This is a genomic window from Bacillus sp. NPDC060175 (assembly GCF_042728695.1).
GTDB lineage: Bacteria > Bacillota > Bacilli > Bacillales > Bacillaceae_G > Bacillus_A.
The window spans coordinates 103,242-129,682 of sequence record NZ_JBHWYR010000002.1 but is presented as its reverse complement, the minus strand read 5'-3'; the positions used below and the strand labels follow the sequence as shown (position 1 = coordinate 129,682).

Below are 26,441 nucleotides of genomic sequence, written 5' to 3'. Positions count from 1 at the left end.
AAAAACGCTATATGCACATTTGCATATTTTCAGCGGAGATATGTATGCTATCATTTTAAATGAAGGTTCGCTTTCTGTTCTGAAGGCTCCTACATTGCATGAATCTAGTGTACCCAAACTTTAGATTATGTAGGGAAAAGGGATCCGTTATAGGGTTTCTTTTCTTTTGTTTGAATCATGTGATGGTAACTATGTTTCCGCATTTCATAATTGCCATCAGTGATATATGTAAGGCATCCATATGAAAATACGAGGCTGTTCAAGAGTTTTCCGTACTTTTGGACAGCCTCACCCCGTTAAAAAGACGATACTTTATGTATCGTCTTTTTTGTGCAAAAAAACAGCCAATCAATTTATTAATTGATTGGCTGTAAAACATATTATTTATAATGTTTTTTACGTTTTGTAGCTAAAATACTTAACAATCCAGCCAGTAGAAGAACGATACCTGCTGCTTGTGTATGATCTTCTTTATGACCCGTATTTGGAAGTTTTTTATCTATATTTCGATCATCTTGCTGTTTGTTTGTCTGTGTTTCAGGATTTCCTTTTTCTAGTTCCTTGGAAGTTTCTTTTCCATGAGTCTCAGGATTTCCTTTTTCTAGTTCTTCGGAAGTTTCTTTTCCTGGTTTCTCCTCTTTATTTGGAGGAGTAATTGGTTTATCATCTCCACCTGGTGAAGATTCGATCTTCTTATTTGAAACTGTAATTTGTAGTGGTGCAGCTTGAGCTTTTTCAATTGTAAAGTTTATTGGTGAAGCATCTAATTGATAGCCTTCAGGAGCCTTTGTTTCCACTAATTGATAATTACCAGGTTTCAAATCATTTACGATTAATTTACCGTGTTGGTCTGTTTTTAGACCTTCTCGAATTATTTTCCCATCTCGGTCTAAGATATTGAAAATGGCACCTTCAAGTGTTCCGCGGTGATCAATATCAACTTTAGTTAACTCAATTGAGCCCTTTGTTAAACTATTTAAAGCTGTAACAGGGGTAATTTGAGATTGTCCCTTCGTAATTGTGAAGGGAATTGGCTTAGCATTTAAATTATAGCCAGTAGGAGCTTTCGTTTCAACGAATTGATAGTCTCCTGGACGTAAATCAGTCACGCTAATTTTCCCATCTTTATCAGTAGTTAAATCGGTGCGAACATCATTGCCGCTTTGATCAACGATTTTAAAGATAGCTCCTTCAAGAGTAGATCCGTCAATATCGTCAAGCTTAGTTAATTCAACTGGACCCTTCGTTAAGCTGTTAGTAGCGGTAACGGAAGCTTTCGCAGTTTGACTCTTTTCAACAGTAAACTTGATAGGGTTTTGATTTAAGTCGTAATGTTTCGGAGCTTTGGTTTCAATAAATTGATAGTCTCCCGGACGTAAATCAGAAACAATAATTTTACCGTTATTATCGGTAGTTAAGTTAGTACGCACATCATTGTTTTTGTCATCAACGATTTTAAATACTGCGCCTTTAAGAGCAGTACCATCGACGTCATCTACTTTAGAAAGTTCGACAGCACCTTTTGTTAAGCTGTTAGTAGCAGTAACAGAAGCGATTTTTTCTTGACTCTTTTTAACTGTAAACTTAATAGGTGTTTCGTTTAAGTCATAGTGTTCAGGAGCTTTTGTTTCGATAAACTCATAGTCTCCTGGTGGTAAGTTATCAATGACTAAACGGCCGTTTTTATCAGTAGTCAAATCGGTACGGACGTCGTGTCCATCTTTATTAACAATTTTAAATACTGCACCCTCAAGGGTTGTATTTTTTTCAACATCATCCACTTTAATTAACTCCACACTACCTTTCGTTAAGCTGTTAGTAGCTGTAACGAAGACGTGCTTTGTTTGACTTCTTTCAATTGTGAACTTAATTGGTTCTTCATTTAAGTCATAATGTTTAGGAGCTTTGGTTTCAATGAATTGATAATCTCCTGGTTGTAAGTCTTTAGCAATGATTTTGCCGTCTTTATTTGTAACTAAATTCGTACGAATGTCGTTACCGTTCATATCAGTAATTTTAAATACTGCACCTTCAAGTATTTCTTTCGTATCTACAGAGTCAACTTTAGTTAATTCCACGCCGCCTTTTGTTAGGCCATTCTTAGCGGTAACAGAAACGTGAGTTGGTTGGCTTTTCTCGATAGTGAAATGGATAGGTGCTTTATTTAAATCGTAATCTTTCGGAGCTTTCGTTTCAATAAACTGATAGTCTCCTGGGCGTAAATTAGAAACAGAAATTTTTCCTTCTTGGTCAGTAGTTAAATCGTTGCGAACAATTTTACCATTCGCATCAACGATGTTAAATACAGCACCAGAAAGTTTTGTATCTGGGTTTACATCATCCACTTTAATTAATTCTGCAGCACCTTCATTTAAGCTGTTAGTAGCAGTAACTTGAAGCTGTTCTTTTTGGCTTTTCTTAACTGTAAATTTAATTGGTGTATCATTTAATTTATAGTGTTCAGGAGCCGTTGTTTCGACAAATTGATACGTACCAGGACGTAAGTTTTCAACAACGATTTTTCCTTCACTGTTTGTTTTTAAATCTGTTTTAAGTACTTTGCCATTTTGATCTAATAAATTAAATACAGCATCAGCTAGTTTTGTTTGATCGTTTAGATCATCAACTTTAAGTAGTTCGATACTACCTTGTTGTAAGCTATTTTCAGCAGTTAAAGAAATGGCTTTCTTCTGTCCTTTTTCGATAGTGAAACTGATAGGTGTTTCATCTAAAACGTAATGCTTTGGAGCTTTCGTTTCGATGAATTGGTAATCACCAGGACGTAGGTCTTTAACTTCGATTTTCCCTTGTTCATTTGTAACAAGGTCTGTATGAATTACATCACCATTCATATTAACGATTTTAAATACCGCACCTTCAAGAGTAGTGCCATCAATATCATCTACTTTAGAAAGTTCCACAGCACCTTTTGTTAAAGCATTTGTAGCCGTAACGAGAAGTGTTTCTGTTTGGCTTTTCTTAATTGTAAATACGATAGGCTTTTTATCTAAATCGTAATGTTCAGGAGCTGTTTTCTCAACGAATTGATACGTACCAGGACGTAGATTTTCAACAACAATTTTTCCTTCAACATTTGTTTTTAAGCCTTCTTCAACTAGTTCTCCGTCTGCATCTAATAAATTAAATACAGCGTTAGCAAGTGTTGTATTTGTATCTATATCATCAATTTTTGTTAATTCAACGTTACCTTTTTTCAAAGCGTTTTTACTTGTAACGGTGATAGTTTCTGTTTGACTCTTTTTAATTGTAAATGGAATCGGTGTTCCATCTAACACATAATGCTCAGGAGCCTGAGTTTCAATAAATTGATAGTCTCCAGGGCGTAAGTCAGAAACGGAAATTTCGCCTTTGTCGTCTGTAATAAGGTTTGTACGAACTTCTTCACCATTCATATCAACAATTTTAAAGGTTGCATCTTTCAGCATTGTACGATCGATGTCATCAATTTTTGTTAAAGTGACAGCACCTTTCGTTAAGCTGTTTTTAGCAGTAACGGCAATGTTTTCTTTTTGACTTTTTCCGATAGTGAACGGAATAGGGTCTTTGCTTAAGTCATAGTCTTTTGGAGCTTTTACTTCAATAAATTGATAATCTCCCGGACGTAAATCAGAAGCGGTAACTATACCGTGCTTATCAGTCGTTAAGCCTTTGCGAATTACCTTTTTAGTGTCATGAGCGTCAACAATTATAAATTCTGCACCTTCAAGAGTAGTGCCATCAACGTCATCAACTTTAGTTAAAGTAACGCCACCTGTAAGTAAACTATTTTTTACAGTAACAGGGATAGGAAGATCTTCCTTGCTACCTTTTTTAATCGTGAACTTAATAGGTTTTTTGTCTAACTTATAATGTTCAGGAGCTTCTGTTTCAATAAATTGGTAATCACCTGGTGCTAACTCAGGAATAACTAGTACCCCATAATCATCTGTTTTTAAATCTTTCATAATTTCGTTGCCAGTTGCGTCCTGTAATGTGAATACCGCGCCAGCAAGAGCGATACTGCTTTCCACATCATCTTCTTTAATTAGTTTAACTTTCCCTTTCGTCAAACTATTTTTAAATGTAAGTGGAATTAGCTTTTGTTGTCCTTTTTCGATTGTAAATTCAATAGGTTCTACATTTACATCGTAATAAATAGGGGCTTTTGTTTCGACAATTTTGTATTTGCCAGGACGTAAATCTTTTACTACTAATTTTCCCTCTTTATCAGTAGTAAGGTTTATATGAACGTCTTCATCTTTGTCGTTAACGATTTTAAATACGGCATCTTCAAGTTTTTCTTTATCGTTTAAAGAATCTACTTTCGTTAATTCAATACCGCCTTTAGTTAAGCTGTTTGTAGCTGTAATAGATTTTGTAGCAGTTTGACTTTTCTCGATAGTGAAATCAATCGGTTTCTTGTTTAAATCATAGTTTTCAGGAGCTTTTGTTTCGATGAACTGATATTTACTAGGACGTAGTCCAGAAACAGCTATTTTCCCTTCTTTGTTAGTAATAAGGTTCGTATGAACATCTTTTCCATTTGCGTCAACGATCTTGAAGACTGCTCCTTCAAGAGCATTCCCATCCACATCATCCACTTTTAATAGTTCAACATTACCCGGTACTAAACGATTTTCTGCTGTAACAGTGATGATTTCTTTTTGACCCTTCTCAATTGTGAAGTTGATAGGTTCTGTGCTTAGTTCATAATGCTCAGGAGCCTGTGTTTCAACAAATTGATATTTGCCAGGACGTAAATCAGAAACCTTAATTTTCCCTTCAGCATCTGTAGTTAAGTCAGTACGAACATCTTTTCCGTGTTCGTCAATAACCTTGAAGACTGCACCTTCTAGAGATTCTTTCTTATCAACGTTATCAACTTTTACTAATTCAGCGTCACCTTTCGTTAAACTGTTCTTTGCAGTAACAGAAACGAAGGAGGTTTGACTTTTTTCAATAGTGAAATCAATCGGTTCTTTATTTAATTCATAGTACTTAGGAGCTTCTGTTTCGATAAATTTATATTTACCAGGCTCTAAGTTTTTAACGATTAACTTTCCATCTGATCCTGTTTTTAAGTTTTGTTGAATTGTATCGCCTTTTTCATTGACGATTTTAAATACCGCACCTTCAAGAGTTACATTTTCTTCAACGTCGTCAACTTTCGTTAAAGTGACGCCACCTTTAATTAGGTTATTTTCTGCTTTGACAGAGACCGCCTTTGTTTGTCCTTTTTCAATTTCAAACTTAATAGGTGTCGGGTCTGTAACGTAATGAAGAGGAGCTTGTGTCTCAACAAATTGATATTTGCCAGGACGTAAGTCTTTTACTTCAATATATCCATCTTTATTTGTTGTTAATTGTTCATAGCCAGGGATTACTTTACCTTTTTCGTCTTGTAAGCTAAAAATGGCACCTTCAAGAAGTTTCTTGTTCTCATCAAATTTCGTTAAGATGACTGAACCCTTCTTCAGACTATTTTTAGCAGTTACATTAATTACTGTTGTTTGATCTTCTGAGACAGTAAACCAGATTGGTTGGCTATTTAGATCATAATGAACTGGAGCTTCGATTTCTTTTAATTGATAAGTTCCAGGTTTCAATGGATCTACAGTAATTTGTCCATTTTCATTAGTTGTTAATTTTTCGTAGCCAGGAATTACTTTGTTATTTCTATCTAGTAAGGCGAAAACTGCACCTTTAAGTGTTTCGTTATTGTTCAGGTCATCAACCTTTGTAAGCACAGCTTTACCAACGAATTTCTTATTGCTAAGTTTGTATGTTGTCGTTTCTTGTGAACCAAGTTCAACAAGTCTGCCTTGCTTTAAATCCCAGCTAATTACATAGCCTGCTGGGGCCTTCGTTTCTTTTAATAAATATTTATCGCGTTTTAAGTTATTAAATTTAGCAATCCCGTCTTTGTCTGTTGTGATTTTACGGATAACAGTTTTCCCTGTACGATCGTATAAAGTAAATTCTGCCCCAGCCAATGGTGCGTTCTTATTGTCATTATCTACCTTTATAATTTCAAGGTTTCCACGACCTTTGGTAGCAGATCCTCCGCCCGAACCAGAAGACATTCGTACTTCAATCGTTTCGGTAGTTTCTGTATTTGTTACTGTTAACTTATTGCCTGCGATTTTCGCTTTATTACTTACTTTTTCTTTATCGTCTGCATTAATAAGTGAACGATATTCTAAAATATAAGCTCGATCAATTTTTTTCAAGAAGGCAATTTCGAAATGTTGCTTTCCGGTATTATTGTCTGTTGTGATCTTTAACTTATAGTCTGTTCCTTGTTTTAATTCATTTACTGTATCTTTTGTTAAATTTCCATATGGATCGACAGTTGTAGGATATAAGTGGAATGAATCTTCCACAAGTACCTGATTGTCTGTTGGATCGTCTGTTACAACTGCGTCTACAATGGTTGATTGGCTTTCGTTAATTGCAATACTCCAATTAATATAGTTGTCATCTTGTATAGCTTTTTTTGTAACAAAGCTACCACCTTTATTTACTTGAGCATCACCTTTAAGGGTGTTAACAATTTTAGAGCCATCTTTTAACTCTGCCTCATTTTTGTAGGTACCTTGGATAAGCTCACCATCAAGACTTGTTTTAAAGATAATATAATAAGGTGAATTAATTGATTGTTTGAAATGAACCTTTAGGGTGTTTTTATTTTTATCTGTAGGCTCTTCAAGTTCATATTGCTCAGTCGGTACAGCATTACCAGGTTTTGCGTTATCCGGACTTCCATTTAAAATCATATCGCGCACTTCGATGGATCCTGGTACTAACTTTTGTTTATCTTGTATTACGTCTATAACATAAGGATCTTTAATCTCAACGTTATTATAATTAAAGCCTATTATCCAAGTGATTTCTTTTGTTTGGGCGTTATAAGAACCGTATTTATACCCATTCGCCTTTGTGAAAGCATCAGGATCAAAATTAGCTACATCTTTATTTGATTGTTTGTTGGAATCTGCATCTATCCAAGATATGTTACCTGTATTTTTAAAGGAAGTTTTACCACTTTCCAATTTTGTATAATCAAAGTCTGTTGTATATTTTACAACTAATGTCTTTGTCATATTAGACTGATATGTACCTATAAGGGTAATGTTGAAACCTTTATCCGTCACATCTAAAACATAGTCAGTCCCAGCTTGAAGAGTATAATCTCCGTCTTTAATTTCTAATTTCTTATCTTTTAATTGCAATCCACCATGATCAAAGGTATCCGTAATGATCGCGTTGTTTAATGGATAGTTGTTATTATTTACTATAATTGTCCAAGTTGTTGTTTTGTCTTTATAGTTTGTTTCAGCTTTATTATTAGATTTAATAATATTTTGCTGCTTGAAGCCGGCTTCATTTTCTTTACTTGAACCATTATCAGCTGTAACTGTATTTTTTACTTTTCCATCTGTTATGACGTTATCAGTTGGCTTTGTTTTATAGGTAATTACATAAGCACTATTAATATCCTCATTAAACTGTAGGTCGAATCCATTTTTCTTTTTACTTACAGTGTAATTAGTAACAGCGTCTCCTGTTACAAGCTTTCCTTTATCATCATATGAAGCATTTTTCACGACAATAGAATTTTCATCTAGTACATGTGCAGCGTCAAAAACATCTTTTAAAATTGCATCTGTTTTTTTGATATCTCTTTGATCACCATTGTAAGTAATTGTCCATTCAATCATTTGCGTCTTTGGATCATATTTACTCGTTTTGTTTAAATGTGTACCACGAGAAACCGTTACAGTAGAGCTTGCGTTTTGTTGCTTTTGATTATCACTCGTTATCGTAACGTTATTTTGGAAATTTTCAACATTTTCATCAGTAATTTTTGTGGTATATTCGATTTGGTATGCTTTATCGATGTTATCTTTAAAAGCAATCTCCAATTTTGAACCATCCGATGAAGTGATTTTGTAATCTGCTGGATCAGCTTCTGCACCACGTGTTGCGTTCCCATTAACATCAACTTCTAAATAATAAACTTTAATAGAATCTTTATTTAAGTTTGTACCTTGTGGGATAGTATCTTTAAAAACAGCGTTTATAAGCTTATCTTTCGTTTTATTCATTTCTACTGTCCAATTAATTTCATTTGTATTAATTGGCCTATCAGGTAACCCTTTTTTATTCGTAGCTGTTTGGACATTAGGCTTAAAGTCAACTGTAATAGAAACATCTTTATCTTTAATTGGGAAAGGAATTTCTTGTGTTGTTGTACCTTTAATTTCAGCTTTATTAAATTCTGTCTTTAATTGTAGGTTACCAACAAGATCTGGATGTTCTTCAACATAATCGTTGAATGTCATTGTGACCTTTCCTTCTTTTGTAACAGTAAAGTTTCCAATTGTGTTGTTTTCGCTATCGTATAAAGGACTGTTAATTGTATTGTAAATCTTAAAATGTTTAGGAAGATCAAAAATATAGTAATCTCCACTTTTGACATTCATCGATTTTAAAAGTTCCCATGTAAACTCAATATTGGCAGGGGAATCTGTACTTGGACGGTTATCCTCTGTAAATGGTTTTCCGTCTTTGTCCGTTAACTTTACACCCGTTAAAATGTTTGTTGTTATTTGCTTTGGACCTGAATTTGTATTCTCAGCAGGGTTGCTTGCTAATTTTTGTTCTGAGTTGTCAGTGGCTTGCTTAGCTGCTGGATTTTGTTCCGGATTGTCAGTAACAGGTTTAGCTGCTGGATTTTGTTCCGGATTGTCAGTAACAGGTTTAGCTGCTGGATTTTGTTCCGGATTGTCAGTAACAGGTTTAGCTGCTGGATCTTGTTCCGGATTGTCAGTAACAGGTTTAGTTGCTGGATTTTTCTCCGGATTATCAGTAACAGGTTTAGCTACTGGATCTTGCGCTTGTTTATTAGTATCCTGTTTGGTTACATCTTCTTTAGAATCTTCTACTTGAACAGGAACTGAAATAGGATGAAGCATTGTTCCTAGAGGAAAAGCGATTTGAACTGATTTTTCTCCAGTTTTTAAAGTTGGATTAAGTACAGTATCAAGTTTAATTTTTCCTTTAGCACCTTTTGAAGTTTCTACTTGATCATTAAATATTAGCTTTAATTTATTATCTTTAGCTGTTATAAAATATTGACCAATATTTTTTTGATCTGCTACTAAATTCCCTTGCGAATCTTTAGATACTTTTAATGCAAGTGGTATTTGAAGTACTGCGGTATCGTTTGCATGTACAACTTGTTGATCTTTTATTGACCAAGCGTATTCAACTTGAATAGTTGATCCTATCTTTATTAAGTTGTTAGGATTTTTTGCTTCGTCAATAATATGATTAGTTGCATCTTTCATTTCAACAGTGTCAAATAATGAATCTCCTGTTAAGGTTTCCGCTCGTACTTGATTGTATGGAAAACTAGCAAGCTGCGAAAATAGTACGAATACAGTTAAACATATATTGAAAAGTTTTTTCATTGTTCCTCCTCTGAGCATTCCTTTGTCCATTGGGGACTTATTCCACATGAACAAATGGAATATTAAAAGTATTTGTTATAAGCGATTTGTTTTTACTACCCCTCCATTTCTATACGCGCTCTCCGACAAAAAAGATGATATTCAATGTAGTGTTATTTAACGTAAAACAAAATGTATATTTACACATTTATATGGAAATATACACAATTCGACAAAAAATGCCGAAAAAAATACTGATATAAAAATGATATCAGCCCTTTATAGGTGAGAGTTTTCATGTAAATCAAATAAAAAGAATGGTTATAAAGGTAAGTTTTACGATACATGCTAACCAAAGTAATGTATCCCTTTGTGAAGGCTTGTTTTTGCCTTAAGGTTATGTGGAAATAAAAATCTAGATAGGGTTGATTTTGGTCAGAATGAAGAAAATATGTACTTTGAAAACAGTCATCTGTTTTGTCTAAAGAGAGTTTTACGATTAGTAGACCGAAGTGGAAATACGATTGTTTCTTACATTGTTAGAGGAATATAAGAATTACAGAATATTCGACTAATCCGTTACTACGGTCATTTTTGAAACTGTTTTAAATAATAAAAAAGAAGGTACGTTACTTCTTAGCGACAATATCTTTTTAGTAAAGATAAGCCTAAATAACCTCCGCTAAAGATTATATACTTAAATGATAAAGAGTTCAACAATATTTCATATATTTTCCAAAAGTGAAAAAACGACTGTTTTATGTAGAATCAATCTACAAAACAGTCGTTTTTTTGTATTATATTTCTGTTAAAATTATTGGCTCACCACGTGTTACGACAACTGTATGTTCACATTGTGCAACAAGGCTTTTGTCAGGAGTAATGAATGTCCAACCATCATCACCGCGCTCGATAATATGATCAGCTTTCATAGAGATAAATGGCTCTACAGCGATAACAAGACCGTCTTTTAGAAGTGCACTATCCATTGGATCATAATAGCTTAAGATGTGGTTTGGTGCTTCATGTAAACTAAGACCAATACCATGGCCAGTTAAGTTTTGAATAACATTGTATCCACTTTTATGTGCGAAGTTTGAAACCGCACGACCAATTTGATTTTGTTTTGAACCAGCTTTAACTTTTTTCATTGCTGCCCAAAATGCATCAACAGCTGCTTGGCAAAGTTTTTCTTTTTCTTCGTCTTGCCCAAGTACAAATGAAATACCTGTATCTGCATAATAACCATCAAGTGCGGCAGATACGTCGACGTTTACTAAGTCGCCTTCTTTTAATACACGATCTCCTGGAATGCCGTGAGCAACTTCTTCATTTACACTGATGCAAGTTACGCCTGGGAATTTATATTCTTTTTCAGGTGCTGACATAGCACCGTGCTCATCTAATACCTTTTTACCAATTAAATCTAGCTCTTTCGTTGTCATACCTGGCTTCGCTTGCTTTTTCATTTCTTCGCGTGCAAGTGCAACGATGCGGCCGATTTTTCGTAAACCTTCTAAATCTTGTTCATTACGAATAATCATGAAAACCACTGTCCTTCCTCGAATAGATATCTTATCCGATTGTATCATGTTTATTTTGCTCCTGCTACTTGCGTGCGGTATGCGGGGTGATTCTGCTCATAGAGAATACATGACAATTGTCATATTGATGTCATGACGCATCATACTGTTTCCTAACTTTTCCAAGGAATACAATGTAAATATAAGAAACGGCGGGGGTGGAGAGATGGAAAAGATTATTGAAGTAAATGGTGTTTCTAAAACATTTAAACATAAAAAAGCAGTAAATAACGTTTCATTTCATGTAAATAAAGGGCAAATAGTAGCATTACTCGGTCCAAATGGTGCGGGGAAAACAACGACAATTTCAATGATGCTCGGATTAAAAGATCCGACAGAGGGGAATGTCTCTATATTTGGAAAGAGTCCGAAGCACAGAGATGTTCGTAATAGCCTCGGTGCGATGCTACAAGAAGTAAGTGTGATTGATAGTATCACGGTAGAAGAAGCAATCGAGTTATTTCGTAGTTATTATACGAATCCAGTAGCGAAAGAAACATTACTTCAGTTATCAAATTTAGAATCAGAGCGAAAGCAAAGATGTGAGAAATTATCGGGTGGCCAAAAGAGAAGGTTAAATTTTGCACTGGCACTTGCAGGAAATCCAGAGTTGTTATTTTTAGATGAGCCGACAGTTGGAATGGATATTACGTCTCGAAAAACATTTTGGGAAACGATTAGAAAGTTAGCAAGTGAAGGGAAAACGATTATTTTAACGACGCACTATTTAGAAGAGGCAGATGCTTTAGCGGATCGGATTTTATTATTTGCGAACGGAAAGATCATCGCAGATGGTACGCCAGATGAAATGAAAGCGACGATTTCTCGAAAAACGATCTCGTTTTATTTGAAAGAAAGTATCCCTATGGGCTTGCTAAAAGAATTGCCGAATGTAACAGGAGTACAGTCAAATGAGGGGCGGATTATTTTAACAACGGAGGATACTGATGCCACGTTACAAGCAATTTACCAAAAGAATTTACCTGTAACAGGTATTTCAGTTGAACGTGGAAGTCTCGACGAAGCATTTGAACAGTTTGTCGCAAATCAGAAGGGGGAAATCGCATGAGAGCACTATGGATGCAATGTAAAATAGAGGTTTTACGTACGTTCCGTAATAAATTATTTATCTTTTTCTCATTATTAATGCCAGTTATGTTTTACTATATTTTCACAAATGTTATTCAAGTCCCACAAAACGGAGATGCTTGGAAAGCTCATTATTTAATTTCAATGGCGACTTTCAGTATTGTAGGGACTGCACTTTTTAGTTTCGGTGTGAGACTTTCTCAGGAAAAAGGGCAAGGATGGACACATCTTTTAAAAATTACACCACTTCCAGAGGGAGCATATTTAGCAGCAAAGATTATTGCTCAAACAGTAGTGAATGCTTTTTCAATCTTAGTTATTTTTATGGCAGGAATATTAATTAATAATGTCGAGTTAACAGTAGGTCAATGGATTGGTGCCGGATTATGGTTATTATTAGGCGTGACACCATTTTTAGCACTCGGAACAGTAATAGGTTCAATCAAAAAGGCGGATGCAGCTGCTGGCCTGGCTAATATTTTAAATATGAGCTTAGCTGTAGTTGGCGGATTATGGATGCCAATTGAAGTATTCCCAAAAGTATTAAGAACGATTGGAGAATGGACACCAACATATCACTTCGGAAGCGGGGCATGGGATATTGTAGCTGGAAAATCAATTGGATGGGAAAATATCGCGGTACTAGGAGGTTATTTCCTTATATTTGTTGTAGTATCAATATATATAAGAAAAAGACAGGAAGCGGTATAAATGATAGAGAAGAAGAGGATTGAGATTTTTCCGAAACAGATGGGTTTCTTCCCATATATGTGGTTAGTGTATCTGTTATTTCCAATTTATAATTTAACACAAGTATCAGGGGGGAAGCTTGCAATAGGGATCGGTATGTTGATGGTTTTCATCGTCACATACCGTCAACTGTATTTTGTGCAGGAGACGTTCATTTTGTGGGCGTGTATTCAAATGTTACTAACCGTTTTATTTGCTGTATTTTATAATCCTTTTATGATTTTCTTTGGATTTTTTACGGCAAGTGCGATGGGATTTGCGCCAAGTAAAAAAGTATTTCGATTGTTGTGGGGCCTGTTAATTGTAATGCTGGGAGCTTTTATATTTGTAAACTTTAATCAACTAACAACTACAAGTTTAGTGAATATAGTTCCAATGTTTATTTTAATGCTACTTACACCATTTGGAATGCGTAATTTTAATCAAAAAAAGATGTTAAAGAATCAATTAAATGAAGCAAACGAGCAAATTAAAGATTTAGTAAAACGTGAAGAACGGCAGCGAATTGCAAGAGATCTTCATGACACGTTAGGCCACACATTATCTCTTATTACGTTAAAAAGCCAGCTTGTTGAGAAGTTAATCGTAAAAAATCCAGAGCGTGCAAGTATAGAAGCCAAGGAAATTACACAAACATCTCGTACCGCTTTAAAGCAACTGAGGGAATTAATTTCTGATATGCGCATGATCACAGTAGAAGAAGAGCTTGAGCAAATAAAAGCAATCTTACAAGCAGCTAACATTGAATTGGAAATAAAGCAGGAAGCAAGTTCAAGTTCGTTATCACCAATTGAACAAAATATTGTCGGGATGTGTTTACGTGAGGCTGTTACGAACGTTGTAAAGCATAGTAAGGCATCGCGGTGTACAGTTTCTGTATTGGAATCACAGGGTGAATTAATTTTAACAGTAGAAGACAATGGTATCGGTTTAGAGGATCAAAATCATGATGGAAACGGTATCCGCGGTATGAAAGAGCGAATTGCTCTTATTGATGGATTTGTTGAACTAAATACGATACATCCAGGGACGCTATTAACAGTAAAAGTACCAGTTGTCATTAGAACAGGAAAAGATGAGGTGAGGGCATGATTCGAATTATTATTGCGGAAGATCAACGGATGCTTCGTGGTGCATTAGGAGCCCTACTTGATTTAGAAGATGATATGGAAGTGATTGGGCAAGCTGCGAACGGGGAAGAGGCGTTAAAATTAATTGAATCGTTAAAGCCGGATATAAGTATTATGGATATTGAAATGCCGATTCAAAGTGGATTAGATGTTGCTGAAACTTTAAAGAAAGAAAAATCATTATGCAAAGTAATGATTTTAACAACATTTGCAAGGCCAGGGTATTTTGAAAGGGCGATGAAAGCTGGTGTGCACGGATATTTGTTAAAAGATAGCCCGAGTGAAGATTTAGCCGCAGCAATTCGTAATGTAATGAAGGGAAAACGAGAGGTTTCTCAAGATTTAATGTTTGGTTTATGGCAGGAGCAAAATCCGTTATCAGATCGTGAAAAAGAAGTATTGTTACTTGCTAAAGAAGGAAAGACGGCAAATGAAATTGCGAAAACACTTTATCTTTCACCTGGTACAGTGCGTAATTATATTTCTGAAGTATTAACGAAGCTCGATGCGAAAAATAGGATTGAGGCAATTACAATTGCGGAAGAAAAGGGATGGATATAAAAAAGAAGTTTACCTATAATCGGTAAACTTCTTTTTTATTATTGTACTTCTATTACTCTATTTACTTTTTGTAATGGTTTATAACCATGTGCTTCAAATGCTTTTGCAAATTCATTTGATACGGCATTTCCGTATAAATCTTTTGCAGCCTGTACGATGTGGGACTGAAGTGATTCAAAATCTTCAGCTGAAGTTGCGTAGTTTTGCAATGCCCGCATAACAACTTTACTTACCTTTTCATTGCCTTGTTTTTGAACAGCAACATTGTTATATGTCTTACCCTCAGCTAATTGATATAATACGTGACTAATGATACCAGAATTTACGTGCGACTCTTGATCATTTCCGTCATTATAGAAATCTTGTAAGTTTGTATATAGTTTGTTGCCACCGTCACCAATTTCTCCCGGGATGTCACGGATTGTTAGGCCACCTAGTGTATCGCCCATAATCCAGTTTCCCTTATCTTTCTTTACATAATATTCGATTTGCGTGCCCCAGAAATCTGCTAGTCCTTCGTTTAACGCAGATGTTTCAGCGCTTGGATATCTCACAATTTTATTCTTTGTCGTACCACTAAATACAGCATGTCCAAATTCATGGGCTGTTACGTCAAGAGCAGAGGTTAATTTTCCATTTAGCCCGTCACCAAAGACCATTTGATTCCAACCTGGATGCCAAAATGCATTTACATAGTTTTCTTTTACACCATCACTAACTTCAGTAGAATCGAATCCGTGGACGCTAGCAATAACTTTTGAATCCTTATTATCATAACTTTTTAGATTATGTTCTTTCTTAAAATAGTCGTAAATATTACTCATATTTTTCATAACACCAGCTGCTTCTTTATCTGCAAAGCTCGAAGTGTCACTTGAAATAAGTGTCCCTGGATAACCGGCTTGGCTATCGCCACCAAGGGAGTCAGCATAGTCTGCGTTATAAATATAAATACCATTTCCACGGGATAAATCAGCTAAATAAAATTTTCCGTCAGTACCTTTTGCGATATTAAATAATACATTTTCTTGTAGCGCATTTTTCCCAGTTCCTTGTTCTTTCGCTGGTGATAGTTTAGGTGCTGTTACTTGATTAATAGTTTTATTCTCTTTATTTTTAATGAACTTTTCTTGGAAAAGTACTTCACCAGTTTGTAAGTCCATGATTGCATTTCCGTTTATAACTTGTTCATTGTTTTCATAAGTAAATGTAAGGACCGTTGCGTATGTATAGTGCCCATCTTTTTTCTTATAAACTACCGTTTCGCTAGAAAATTCTGTTTCTGTCGCATCACTTGGAATTTGAAGTATATTGCGTAATTTAGATTTTACTTCATTTTTCGACAAAAAATTTGTTATAGTAAGATTAAGTTGTTGGTCTAAATTTTGGGCAACTTTACCACTAACAGTTGTAATTACTCCATTTTTATCTACTTTTACAATGAGATCTTGACCATATACTTTATAGTTTTTGTATGTTTGTGCAAGGCGTAATTCGGTTTGATTTTCTTTTGTTTCTTTATTTGTAGGTTGAAAATCGACATTCTTTTCAGTAGTAACTTGCTCTTGTTGAGCTTTAGCCCCATTTACCTCACCCTTTAAATACTTTTTAGCAATATTCTCTTTTGTATCGTTTTGAGGTTGTGTTAATTTTCCGATTGTTAAACCAGGCTGAGCAATTTCAACTTTCACTTCATTTTTATCTAATTCTTGAGCGTGAATAACTTCTGTTGATAAAGGACAAAGAAGACCGAATGTAACGAAAGCACTAGCAAGTTTTCTATAATTCATCTATAACACTCCTAATCTTGTATTGTGTATGTGAGATGAATTGTATGAGAAATTTGCCGAATTTTATATATATTATGCATTATTTCATATCAAAAATTGTCGAATTCACATTATTGTAGTGGTATGACAACTTAAAAAAATTAGATTGTTATAATGGGATGGTGAGTAAGTATGCACGCAGAAAAATTAGGAAGTGAAATAAAGAAAATTAGGGTGATGAGAGGATTAACACAAAAACGGTTGTCCGATAATATATGTCACCAATCGGAAGTGAGCCGAATTGAATCGGGCGCGGTATACCCAAGTATGGATATATTGCAAGGTATTGCGGCGAAATTACAAGTTCCCATTATTCATTTTTATGAGGTACTCATTTATTCTGATATTGAGAGGAATAAGCAGTTAAAAGATCAAATTATTATGCTTTGTAAGCAAAAGAAATATAAAGAAATTTATAATAGGGTATGGAATGAGCTGAAAAAGGAAGAATATCATCCCGAGCTTGAGCAATTTCTTCAATGGCAATATCATGTAGCTGCTTACATATTGAAAAAAATCGATTACGATTATTGTATTTTAGAATTAAAGAAATTGCTCAATCAACAATTGGTAGGAATAGATGTATATCAGAATCTTTATATTGAAAACGCAATTGCAAACATTTATGCTGAAAATGGCTATTTTAAGAAGAGTATTGAGTTATTTGAAAATATATTAAAACAATTAGAGGCATTGCATGATAATAAAGAGTTTGATGTGAAGGTGAGACATAATCATGCAAAAGCATTATACCTAGATAATCAATACGAAGAAGCGCTTTGTCACGTAAATAAAGCCATTGAACTATCGTGTCAAATTAATAGTATGACATTGATTGGGCAGTTATACTATCAAAAAGGTGAATGCCTAGAAAAGCTAGAGTGTGATAGAGCAGAAATTGAAGATGCTTACGAAAAAGCGTGCTTCTTTTTCGATATATTAGGAATCCATGCGTTAAAAGAATCACTTATAAAAAAAATGAAGAAATAAAAAGACCTAAAAAACAAATATGCATAATTGCATACGGTATGGATAAATTTTCATGATATATTTAAAGAAAAAATGTGGGTGATGGAATATGAAAAAACTACTTATTGGTAGTCTATTAACGTTAGCAATGGCATGGGGTATTTCACTAGGAGATACAGCTTTAGAGAAAAATCAAGTGATTTCTCATAATGATCAAGAGATACAATTAGCTTCAGATGTACCTTTTGAGTACTAAAAAACAACCGTCTTACTTAGACGGTTGTTTTTTTGTGGAGTAACATCCAAACATCTTTACTAGAAACAGGTTTGCTAAAGAGGAATCCTTGAATGTGGTCACAGTTTTGTTCGTGTAAAAACTTCCATTGTTCTTCTGTTTCTACACCTTCCGCAATAACTTCTAAATTTAATTCTTTTGATAGCGTAATAATGGAAGCGATAATTGCTTCTTCTAAAGGGCTATTTGTAATTCCACAAATAAATTCTCGAGCAATTTTTAATGTATTGATTGGATATTTCGTTAAATAAGCTAAAGAACTATAACCAGTTCCAAAGTCATCAATTGAAATTTGAATACCGAGATTTTGAAGTTCTTCTAGTTTAGCAATTACAGAATGATTTTGATTAATCGCGATACTTTCCGTAATCTCAATATCTAGCGCTTCCGGCTTTAGTTCTGTTTCTTCCAAGACTTTTGAAATAGTTGATATTAAATCTGCGTGATTAAATTGAACAACAGATAAATTCACACCAACCTTTAAGTGAGAAAATCCTTGGTTATGCCATTTTTTTGCTTCTAAGCAGGCTGTACGTAAAATCCAATTACCAAGTTCAATAATAAATCCTGTCTCCTCTGCTAGAGGGATGAATTGGGCAGGTGATACAATCCCGAGTTTTGGGTGTTTCCAACGAATTAACGCCTCAAAACCGATAATTTGTTTTGTTTTTGTGTTTACTTGTGGCTGGTATTCAAGGAAAAATTCATTTTGTTGTAGTGCTTTTGAAAGCTCACCTTCTAGGAAGTGTATTTCATTTTGAGCAATACTCATTTCTTTTGAGAAGAAAACGAATCTGTTTTTTCCATTTGCCTTTGCTCGATACATAGCCATATCTGCATTTTTCATTAATTCGGTTACATCGGTTCCGTAGTCAGGGTACATTGCAATTCCGATACTCGGTGTAACAGAAAGTTCTTCATCCTTAATAAAGTAAGGCTTATTTAAGATAGTTAAAATTTGTTCAGCTATAAAAGAAGCACTTTTTTCAGAGTACATATCTGGTAATAGAATCGTAAATTCATCTCCGCCTTGGCGGGCAACGATATCTTTTGAACGCAAACATCCACGTAATCTTTTGGCTACTTCAATTAATAATAGATCCCCAACATCATGGCCGAGTCGATCGTTAATTTTTTTAAATCGATCTAAGTCGAGGAACATGACCGCAACGTCATTAGTGTTGTTTTGAGCTGTATTTAAAATCGTTTTTAAATCTTTTTCGAATTTCCGGCGATTCGGTAGTCCTGTAAGTGCATCATGGAAAGCCAAATGTTCTACTTGTTTTTGTTTTTCATATAAAGTTGTAATATCACGTGCTATACCAAACATCCCAACAACTTCTTTATTTATAAAAGTCGGGATGAGTGTAATGTGAAGGTAATAATAATAGCCCTCTTTTTCTTTTGTACGAACTTCTAGAGTTTGTGGTCCACCTTCTTTTGTAATTTGCAAGGATTTCTTCAATAATTTATGATCTTTTGGATCAATGAAGTGTAGAAGAGAATAGCTCGTTACTTCACAATAGTAGGCTGTAAATAAACTTTCGCAAGCCTTATTAGATTGTTGAAAAATCCCGTTCATATTTAAAGAAAAAACAGCATCAGGATGATCTTCGAATAAAGATTTATAACGTTGTTCACTTTTTGATAGTGCAGATGCGCCTTCTTCAACTTTGCCTTCTAGTTGTGTAGTCAACTGTTCGTACGTATCGATTAATACTTGATTGTCTTTCCACATGTAAAGTTGTCGTAGGAATAATAAGATAAGTGATAATACGAGACCGATTAACATGAACTTATCATCCCAAGGCTGAATGACAATAAAGGAAAAAGTAATGATTATACTAAAATAAGGTAATATAAAGCGTACATAATCGAATCGATAATATTTAGTCTTAGTTTCATGTTGCATTGGTTTATCTAAAATGTATAGTATGGACGATAAACCGATTAATAAAATTGAAGCAGTATGTATTAAATAAGAGACTTCAGAAGAAGTTTCCATTCCTGATCTTAACTGGAACAGGTGTATATATCCGTAAACAAGTATGATAGTGAAGCCGACAATTAATGAGATTCTACTAGAAGAATACTGTTCTCTTCTATATAAGCTAATAACGGCGTAAATTACTAATGATTGTGCAATGAAATATCCAATTAAAACCCACGTATCTGTTGTTAACATACGAAAGCTTGAAATGTCTAAAATAAAGGTTAAGGTAAAGTAAATATTCATAACAACAATAAAGATGCTATCGAATGAAAATTGAGCAAGACCTCTAATGGAGTAATGTTTTATGAACTTTATAGCAAAGCCAGAAAAGAGCAAAATATATTGTACGATGAAAAAAGGTAGTGCTCTATATGAAAATATGACTTGATCATAAATTGAAAGAGAATGAAGAAATAAAGTTATTTCCATAGTTAGTCCACATAGGCAAGTACATAGTAGTAAAACCCAAAATAGTTTATCACCGCGCTTCATTTTTTTTATTGCTTTATATAAACAATAACAAGAAAAGAGTGCAGCAAAACAAAATAAGAAGAGAATTCCAATTTCTTTTATATTCAAGTCCTTAGGGATAAAGAATATCCAAAGAGAAAATATAATAATATACATCATGACAAATTGTACATATTTTTTTTGATTGATCATATAATGGCTCCGTTTCAATAAAGTTGAATCACAGGGGGAAAATGCTAATTTAAATAATAGCATACAAATGGAGATATTTTTTACTGTAAAAATTACTTTTTTTTGAAAAAATAGCGCAATGTTACAAATTACCATTGTAACGTTGCGCCATTTTTTCTTTTTATTCCTCTTATTGAAGAGATTTCACTTATTAATTGGAGAAGTGCTAAATCCTTTTGTTTGCTTTCAATCATAATATCGAAATTACGGTCAACTTTTTTTGCAATGTGCAAAAAGGGTTTGATAAATTCTAAATCAATATAATTTGAGTGGGCCCTAAATTCTTTTTCTGATTTAGGAGAAGAAATATGAACTTTAGGTGGGATATTTGTATGTGACCAAGTTTCAAATATCATAGGAATTAACTCTTCTAGCGGTTCACCACAAAGGTTCGCTATGTGATGATGATAATCGAACACGAAAGGGATTTTTTCTTTTTGACAAATAGCCAAAGTTTCAGAAGTGGTATATGTTTTATCGTCATTTTCAAGAGTCATTTGTTTTTTTATGTGTGAAGGAAGTTTTTTTATGTTTTCATGAAAACGTCCAATTGCACTTTCCTTATTTCCATATGCGCCGCCTACATGAATATTAATGTAGGAAGAATCTGCAATTCCTATAGCGTCTAATACGTTATAATGATAGGTCATATCTGTAATCGCATTAGTTGTAATATGTGGCTTTTCGCTTGTAAATAGCGTAAATTGATTGGGATGGAAACTTATGCGCAAATTGTGTTCCTGAATTAATGCCCCTATTTTACGCCAAAGCGGTGCAAATGTTTGAAGGTAATCAAATTTGACTTCAGGATGTGTTGCAAGCGGGACGATAGAAGATGATAAACGATATAATGGAATTTCATGTGCAATATTGTAATGAAGGATGCGTATTGTATGTTCTAGATTTTGTAGTGTAACATTATATAATTTATCTTCACGCTCTTGCTTTTTAAGTTTTTTCCAACTTGTAAATGTCATTGTTTTGGCAGGAGAACAGTCCCACAATGCCATAGCATGTGAGACATATCCAAATCGAATTATCATATGTGATGCACCTCTTTGGCTCTTGAAATTTCCCTATAAAAAGAACGCGAGTATCGTTCCTATCCATTCCTTTCCTCTATCGATAATGGAGAGGGGGCTGACATCTTCAAAGGAAAGTAATGAGGAGCGTTCCAAATCTTCCTCGAATTTACTTTTTACTTCTTGTATGAAATATTTATCGTATAAAAGGCAATTGATTTCATGGTTAACATATAAACTTCTCATATCGAAATTAGCAGTTCCGATATCACAAATATGATCGTCTACTATAATAATTTTTGCGTGGAAAAATCCTTGCTGAAAAGCGTAAATATTACAACCAGCTTGTATTAACTTTCGGCAATATGGGAATTTTGCTTCTCGAACGAGGGCGTGATCAGCCTTTTGTGGAACGAGAATGGTTATTTGAACCCCATGTTTTCGTGCTTTTAATAATGCATTCATAATTTTTTTTCCAGGAATAAAATATGGTGTACCGATAAAGAGTTCTTTTTTCGCGCTTTCGATTAAATGTAAAAATGTACTTTGCAAATAGGCACCATCAGTAGGGATGAAACGATGTAGGACGGTCCCTGGTTGTTGCGTAGGAAAATAAAGAGATGAATCTAATAAATTTTGGTCTGTATCGTCGAGCCAATCATGTAAAAATTGTTTTTGTAAATCTTGTATCCCTTCTCCTGTAAGACGTAAATGATAATCTCGCCATAACCCTAACCTTTGATTATGCCCTAAATATTCCTCGCCAATGTTAAATCCGCCAATATAACCAATTTTCCCGTCAATAACTGTAATTTTTCTATGGTTTCTTTGATTTGCAGAAAAGAAAGGAAAAGGAAATTTCACTTTGTGACAAAATGAAAAAGAGACACCATGCTTTTGTAGGGAGTAAATCGCTTCTTTTGATAAATAATGACTTCCAAACCGGTCGAGTAAAAGTCTTACTTCAATTCCTTCTTGTGCTTTATCGATAAGTAACTTTAAAAACGTACGACTTATGTCATCGTTTTTTACAATGAAAAATAAAACGTGCACATGGTGTTTAGCTTGTTTTATATCAGCAAAGAGAGCATCGTACAGATCATTTCCGTATGTATAAAGGCGAAAATCACTTTGACGTAAAGGGAAAGAACGAGAACGTACACGCTTTAAATGAACAATTCTCCCGTATGAAAGGTCGATTGTAATCCAGAGAGCGCTGCCTAATAACAAGAGAGATAAGAAAAACATAAGTAAATTCCCTCCTTCACGGTATTTTCACCATCAGTTTTTTATAAATTAAAACTTCACTTTATTCCGCTATTTGCGGGCAGTAAGACTCCCACCTCAAAATTAGGTTAAAGCAAAGAAGTTGGTTGGGATTCGGGCTGCCCGTAAAAGCCCGATTGTTGTGGGCTAATAATCAGTGGGGATGAATAGCTCCCCGCCGATTAAAGTTTCACTTTATAGTTTCACCGAAATGAACAGCTTTATTAAAAAATGTGTTGTTGTATAACAAAAAACTGTTGACTGAATGCTCACTCATTATATAATGGGAATAGGGGATACAATTCAGAAAATTATATATTTTCGAAGATTCTAAAAAAGGAAGAGGGCTTACAAAGAGAGGGGTAGCATAAAATGAATAGCTTACTAATCATTAATTGGCTGGCTGCCATTGCTGTTATTGCTTATGCGGGATATTTGTTTGTATATCTTATACGAACGAGGATGGCCTACATACAATTAGGAAAAAAGATTGAATTTGACCGTCGTTTTAAAGAGCGTTGGGATCTCCTTAAGGTCAATGTTTTCGGTCAAAAAAAGCTGCTGAAAGATAAAAAGAGCGGCATCATTCACGTTATGTTCTTTTACGGATTTATTCTTGTCCAATTTGGAGCAATTGACTTCGTTTGGAAAGGGCTCGCACCAGGATCACATCTTCCACTTGGACCACTATATCCTGCATTTACATTCTTCCAGGAAATTGTCACACTTGTTATTTTAATTGCAGTCTTTTGGGCTTTTCATAGACGCTATGTTGAAAAGCTTGTTCGTTTAAAACGTAATTTTAAATCAGGTCTTGTCCTTATCTTTATCGGTGGCTTAATGATTTCTGTGCTACTTGGTAATGGGATGGGAATTATATGGCATGGCGAAGAGCTTTCGTGGAGTGAACCAATCGCTTCTGCAATCGCTTACGTTTTCTCAGGGATAAATGAAACCGTAGCCATTTCAGTGTTCTATTTCTCTTGGTGGGTGCATCTATTAATCTTGTTAACGTTTTTAGTTTATGTACCACAATCAAAACATGCGCATTTAATTGCTGGACCAGTTAACGTATTTTTTGGTCGTCTTTCAAATCCAGGAAAACTTGAAAAAATCGATTTTGAAGATGAAACTCAAGAAACATTCGGTGTTGGTAAAATTGAAGACTTTAGACAAAATCAACTTATCGACTTATATTCTTGCGTCGAATGTGGTCGTTGTACAAATATGTGTCCGGCAACAGGAACAGGGAAAATGTTATCACCGATGGATTTAATTTTAAAACTTCGTGATCATTTAACTGATAAAGGAGCAGCGGTAACATCAAAAGCACCGTGGGTTCCAGTTGTTGCTTTTAATAATACACAAGGAAATCAGTTAGCGATGATGGCAGCTGGAAAAGGACAACAGGAATCAGCGGCTACAGCGCTAGCGTACGATCCAAGTTTAATCGGAGATGTTATTACAGAAGAAGAGATTTGGGCATGTACAACGTGCCGTAACTGTGAAGACCAGTGCCCAGTTATGAATGAGCATGTTGACAAAATTATTGATTTACGCCGCTATCTTGTTTTAACAGAAGGAAAAATGGATGCGGAAGCGCAGCGTGCAATGACAAACATTGAGCGTCAAGGTAATCCGTGGGGACTGAACCGTAAAGAGCGTGAAACATGGCGCCAAGGTGACGATGAAGTAACAGTTCCAACTGTAAAGGAGAAATCAAAAGCTGGCGAAGAGTTTGAATACTTATTCTGGGTTGGATCAATGGGGTCGTACGATAACAGGAGTCAGAAGATTGCGATATCATTTGCGAAGCTAATGAACGAAGCAGGCATTTCATTCGCAATTCTTGGTAATAAGGAAAAGAACTCTGGTGATACACCGCGCCGCCTTGGAAATGAATTTGTATTCCAGGAAATGGCGACTAAAAATATTGAAGAATTTGAAAAAGCAGGAGTGAAGAAAATCGTTACGATTGACCCTCATGCTTATAACACTTTTAAAAATGAGTACCCGGACTTTGGCTTACAAGCAGAAGTCTATCATCATACAGAATTACTAGCCCAGTGGGTGAAGGAAGGACGTTTAAAACCTGTCCATTCTATTGAAGAGACAGTTACGTACCATGATTCCTGTTACTTAGGAAGATACAACGAAGTATATGAAGCGCCGCGCGATATTCTAAAAGCAATTCCAGGTGTAAACCTTGTAGAAATGGCGCGTAACCGTGAAACAGGAATGTGCTGTGGTGCGGGTGGCGGCCTAATGTGGATGGAAGAAACGACAGGTTCTCGTATTAACGTTGCTCGTACAGAACAAGCGCTAGCTGTACAGCCATCAATTATCGGTACAGGATGCCCGTATTGCTTAACGATGATTAGTGACGGTACGAAAGCGAAAGAAGTTGAAGAAACAGTTCAAACTTTGGACGTAACGGAGATTTTAGAACGCTCAGTTATCGGACAGAAGAAAGAAGCAATGTAGTTTGTAGGCATGCATCCAATTTTAGAAAGAGGTGCAATAATTGCACCTCTTCTAAGTGTAAGGATACCGAGCGAGCGCTCGGTGCTAAAAAAAGAAATGGGGGAAAGAAATATGAATAAAACAGTTATTTTAAGTGCTGCAAGAACACCGGTTGGAAAATTTGGAGGAACTTTAAAAGACGTGAAAGCAACAGAACTTGGAGGAATTGCAATTAAGGCAGCGCTTGAAAGAGCGAATGTTTCCGCTAGTGATGTTGAAGAAGTTATATTCGGAACGGTTATCCAAGGAGGACAAGGACAAATTCCATCACGCCAAGCAGCAAGAGCGGCCGGCATTCCTTGGGAAGTGCAGACAGAAACAGTAAATAAAGTTTGTGCATCAGGACTTCGCGCAGTTACATTAGCGGATCAAATTATTCGTACTGGTGATCAATCACTGATTGTAGCTGGTGGAATGGAATCGATGAGTAACAGCCCTTACATTTTACGAGGGGCAAGATGGGGATACAGAATGGGTAACAACGAAGTTATCGATTTAAACGTTGCAGACGGTTTAACATGCGCATTTTCAGGTATACACATGGGTGTTTATGGCGGAGAAGTTGCAAAAGAGGATGGGATCTCCCGCGAAGCACAAGATGAATGGGCATATCGTAGCCATCAACGTGCGGTTTCGGCACATAAGGAAGGTCGTTTTGAAGAGGAGATTGTACCAGTAACAATTCAGCAAAGAAAAGGCGATCCTATCGTCGTGGCTAAGGATGAGGCGCCGCGCGCGGATACAACGGTTGAAAAATTAGCGAAATTAAAGCCTGTTTTTGATAAGACGTCGGCAGTAACAGCTGGTAATGCCCCTGGACTAAATGATGGCGGTGCTGCGCTTGTATTAATGAGCGAGGACAGAGCGAAGCAAGAAGGAAGAAAGCCATTAGCGACAATTTTGGCACATACGGCGATTGCGGTAGAATCGAAGGATTTCCCAAGAACGCCAGGTTATGCAATTAATGAATTGCTGAAAAAGACAGGTAAGACAATTGAAGACATAGATCTATTTGAAATCAATGAGGCATTTGCGGCAGTAGCAATTGCAAGTACAGAAATCGCAGGGATCGATCCGGAAAAATTGAATGTAAATGGCGGTGCTGTAGCAATGGGGCATCCAATTGGAGCGAGCGGAGCACGTATTATCGTTACACTTATCCATGCACTGAAGCAGCGCGGCGGCGGAATTGGAATTGCTTCTATTTGTAGCGGTGGCGGTCAAGGTGATGCAGTGATGATTGAGGTTCATTAATTTACGTTCAGGAAATTTTT

14 protein-coding genes are annotated in these 26,441 nt (G+C 35.4%); 8 read left to right on the top strand and 6 right to left on the bottom strand.

Annotation, left to right across the window (positions count from 1 at the left end; translation table 11 throughout):
- Nucleotides 1–380: 380 nt before the first annotated feature.
- Both ACFWDE_RS01845 and map read right to left on the bottom strand, forming a co-directional pair.
- Nucleotides 381–9,476 carry a SpaA isopeptide-forming pilin-related protein gene (locus ACFWDE_RS01845; protein WP_377889635.1) on the bottom strand — a complete coding sequence of 3,032 codons (9,096 nt, stop codon included), beginning with the start codon at nt 9,474–9,476 and terminating at the stop codon, nt 381–383.
- A gap of 776 nt (nt 9,477–10,252) precedes the next feature.
- Nucleotides 10,253–11,047 (bottom strand): type I methionyl aminopeptidase, encoded by a 795-nt coding sequence (gene map, locus ACFWDE_RS01840; RefSeq protein ID WP_377889633.1) that lies wholly within the window; start codon nt 11,045–11,047, stop codon nt 10,253–10,255.
- Nucleotides 11,048–11,204: 157 nt separating this feature from the next.
- Here map and ACFWDE_RS01835 point away from each other — a divergent pair, with 157 nt between their 5' ends.
- From ACFWDE_RS01835 to ACFWDE_RS01820, 4 genes are read left to right on the top strand one after another with little or no spacing between them, the layout of a single operon-like run.
- Nucleotides 11,205–12,107, top strand: a complete 903-nt coding sequence (locus tag ACFWDE_RS01835; protein ID WP_377889631.1) for an ABC transporter ATP-binding protein — start codon at nt 11,205–11,207, stop codon at nt 12,105–12,107.
- Nucleotides 12,104–12,838: an ABC transporter permease gene (locus ACFWDE_RS01830; protein WP_002113090.1), complete on the top strand. Its 735-nt coding sequence runs from the start codon at nt 12,104–12,106 to the stop codon at nt 12,836–12,838. The genes ACFWDE_RS01835 and ACFWDE_RS01830 overlap by 4 nt, the downstream gene beginning before the upstream one ends.
- A complete protein-coding gene (locus ACFWDE_RS01825) occupies nt 12,839–13,969 on the top strand; it encodes a sensor histidine kinase (RefSeq protein ID WP_377889628.1) in 1,131 nt (376 codons plus the stop codon).
- Complete coding sequence (locus tag ACFWDE_RS01820) at nt 13,966–14,568, top strand: response regulator transcription factor (RefSeq protein WP_131232876.1); 603 nt, start codon at nt 13,966–13,968, stop codon at nt 14,566–14,568. The genes ACFWDE_RS01825 and ACFWDE_RS01820 overlap by 4 nt, the downstream gene beginning before the upstream one ends.
- Nucleotides 14,569–14,606: 38 nt before the next feature.
- Here the strand turns inward: ACFWDE_RS01820 and ACFWDE_RS01815 are convergent, their stop codons facing one another.
- On the bottom strand, nt 14,607–16,358 hold the full coding sequence (locus ACFWDE_RS01815; protein ID WP_377889625.1) for a M4 family metallopeptidase: 1,752 nt from the start codon (nt 16,356–16,358) through the stop codon (nt 14,607–14,609).
- 171 nt (nt 16,359–16,529) lie between these two features.
- On the opposite strand from ACFWDE_RS01815, the gene ACFWDE_RS01810 reads away from it, so the two are divergent.
- Together ACFWDE_RS01810 and papR are read left to right on the top strand one after the other, a co-directional pair.
- Nucleotides 16,530–17,387 carry a helix-turn-helix domain-containing protein gene (locus ACFWDE_RS01810; protein ID WP_002016331.1) on the top strand — a complete coding sequence of 286 codons (858 nt, stop codon included), beginning with the start codon at nt 16,530–16,532 and terminating at the stop codon, nt 17,385–17,387.
- A gap of 88 nt (nt 17,388–17,475) precedes the next feature.
- Entirely contained in the window at nt 17,476–17,622 is a 147-nt protein-coding gene (gene papR / locus ACFWDE_RS01805) for a quorum-sensing peptide PapR (RefSeq protein WP_002144697.1), read from the top strand.
- Nucleotides 17,623–17,638: 16 nt separating this feature from the next.
- Here papR and ACFWDE_RS01800 read toward each other — a convergent pair whose 3' ends face one another.
- From ACFWDE_RS01800 to cls, 3 genes are all read right to left on the bottom strand, one after another.
- The gene (locus ACFWDE_RS01800; protein ID WP_377889622.1) at nt 17,639–20,317 is read right to left on the bottom strand and encodes a DUF4084 domain-containing protein; all 2,679 of its coding nucleotides are present in this window, start codon (nt 20,315–20,317) and stop codon (nt 17,639–17,641) included.
- 128 nt (nt 20,318–20,445) lie between these two features.
- The gene (gene uvsE, locus ACFWDE_RS01795) at nt 20,446–21,399 is read right to left on the bottom strand and encodes a UV DNA damage repair endonuclease UvsE (protein ID WP_377889620.1); all 954 of its coding nucleotides are present in this window, start codon (nt 21,397–21,399) and stop codon (nt 20,446–20,448) included.
- A gap of 33 nt (nt 21,400–21,432) precedes the next feature.
- The gene (cls, locus tag ACFWDE_RS01790; protein WP_377889618.1) at nt 21,433–22,626 is read right to left on the bottom strand and encodes a cardiolipin synthase; all 1,194 of its coding nucleotides are present in this window, start codon (nt 22,624–22,626) and stop codon (nt 21,433–21,435) included.
- A 390-nt stretch (nt 22,627–23,016) separates the two neighbouring features.
- On the opposite strand from cls, the gene ACFWDE_RS01785 reads away from it, so the two are divergent.
- Both ACFWDE_RS01785 and ACFWDE_RS01780 read left to right on the top strand, forming a co-directional pair.
- On the top strand, nt 23,017–25,128 hold the full coding sequence (locus ACFWDE_RS01785; protein WP_002144705.1) for a (Fe-S)-binding protein: 2,112 nt from the start codon (nt 23,017–23,019) through the stop codon (nt 25,126–25,128).
- A gap of 9 nt (nt 25,129–25,137) precedes the next feature.
- Complete coding sequence (locus tag ACFWDE_RS01780; protein WP_377889616.1) at nt 25,138–26,421, top strand: acetyl-CoA C-acetyltransferase; 1,284 nt, start codon at nt 25,138–25,140, stop codon at nt 26,419–26,421.
- Nucleotides 26,422–26,441 lie beyond the last annotated feature (20 nt).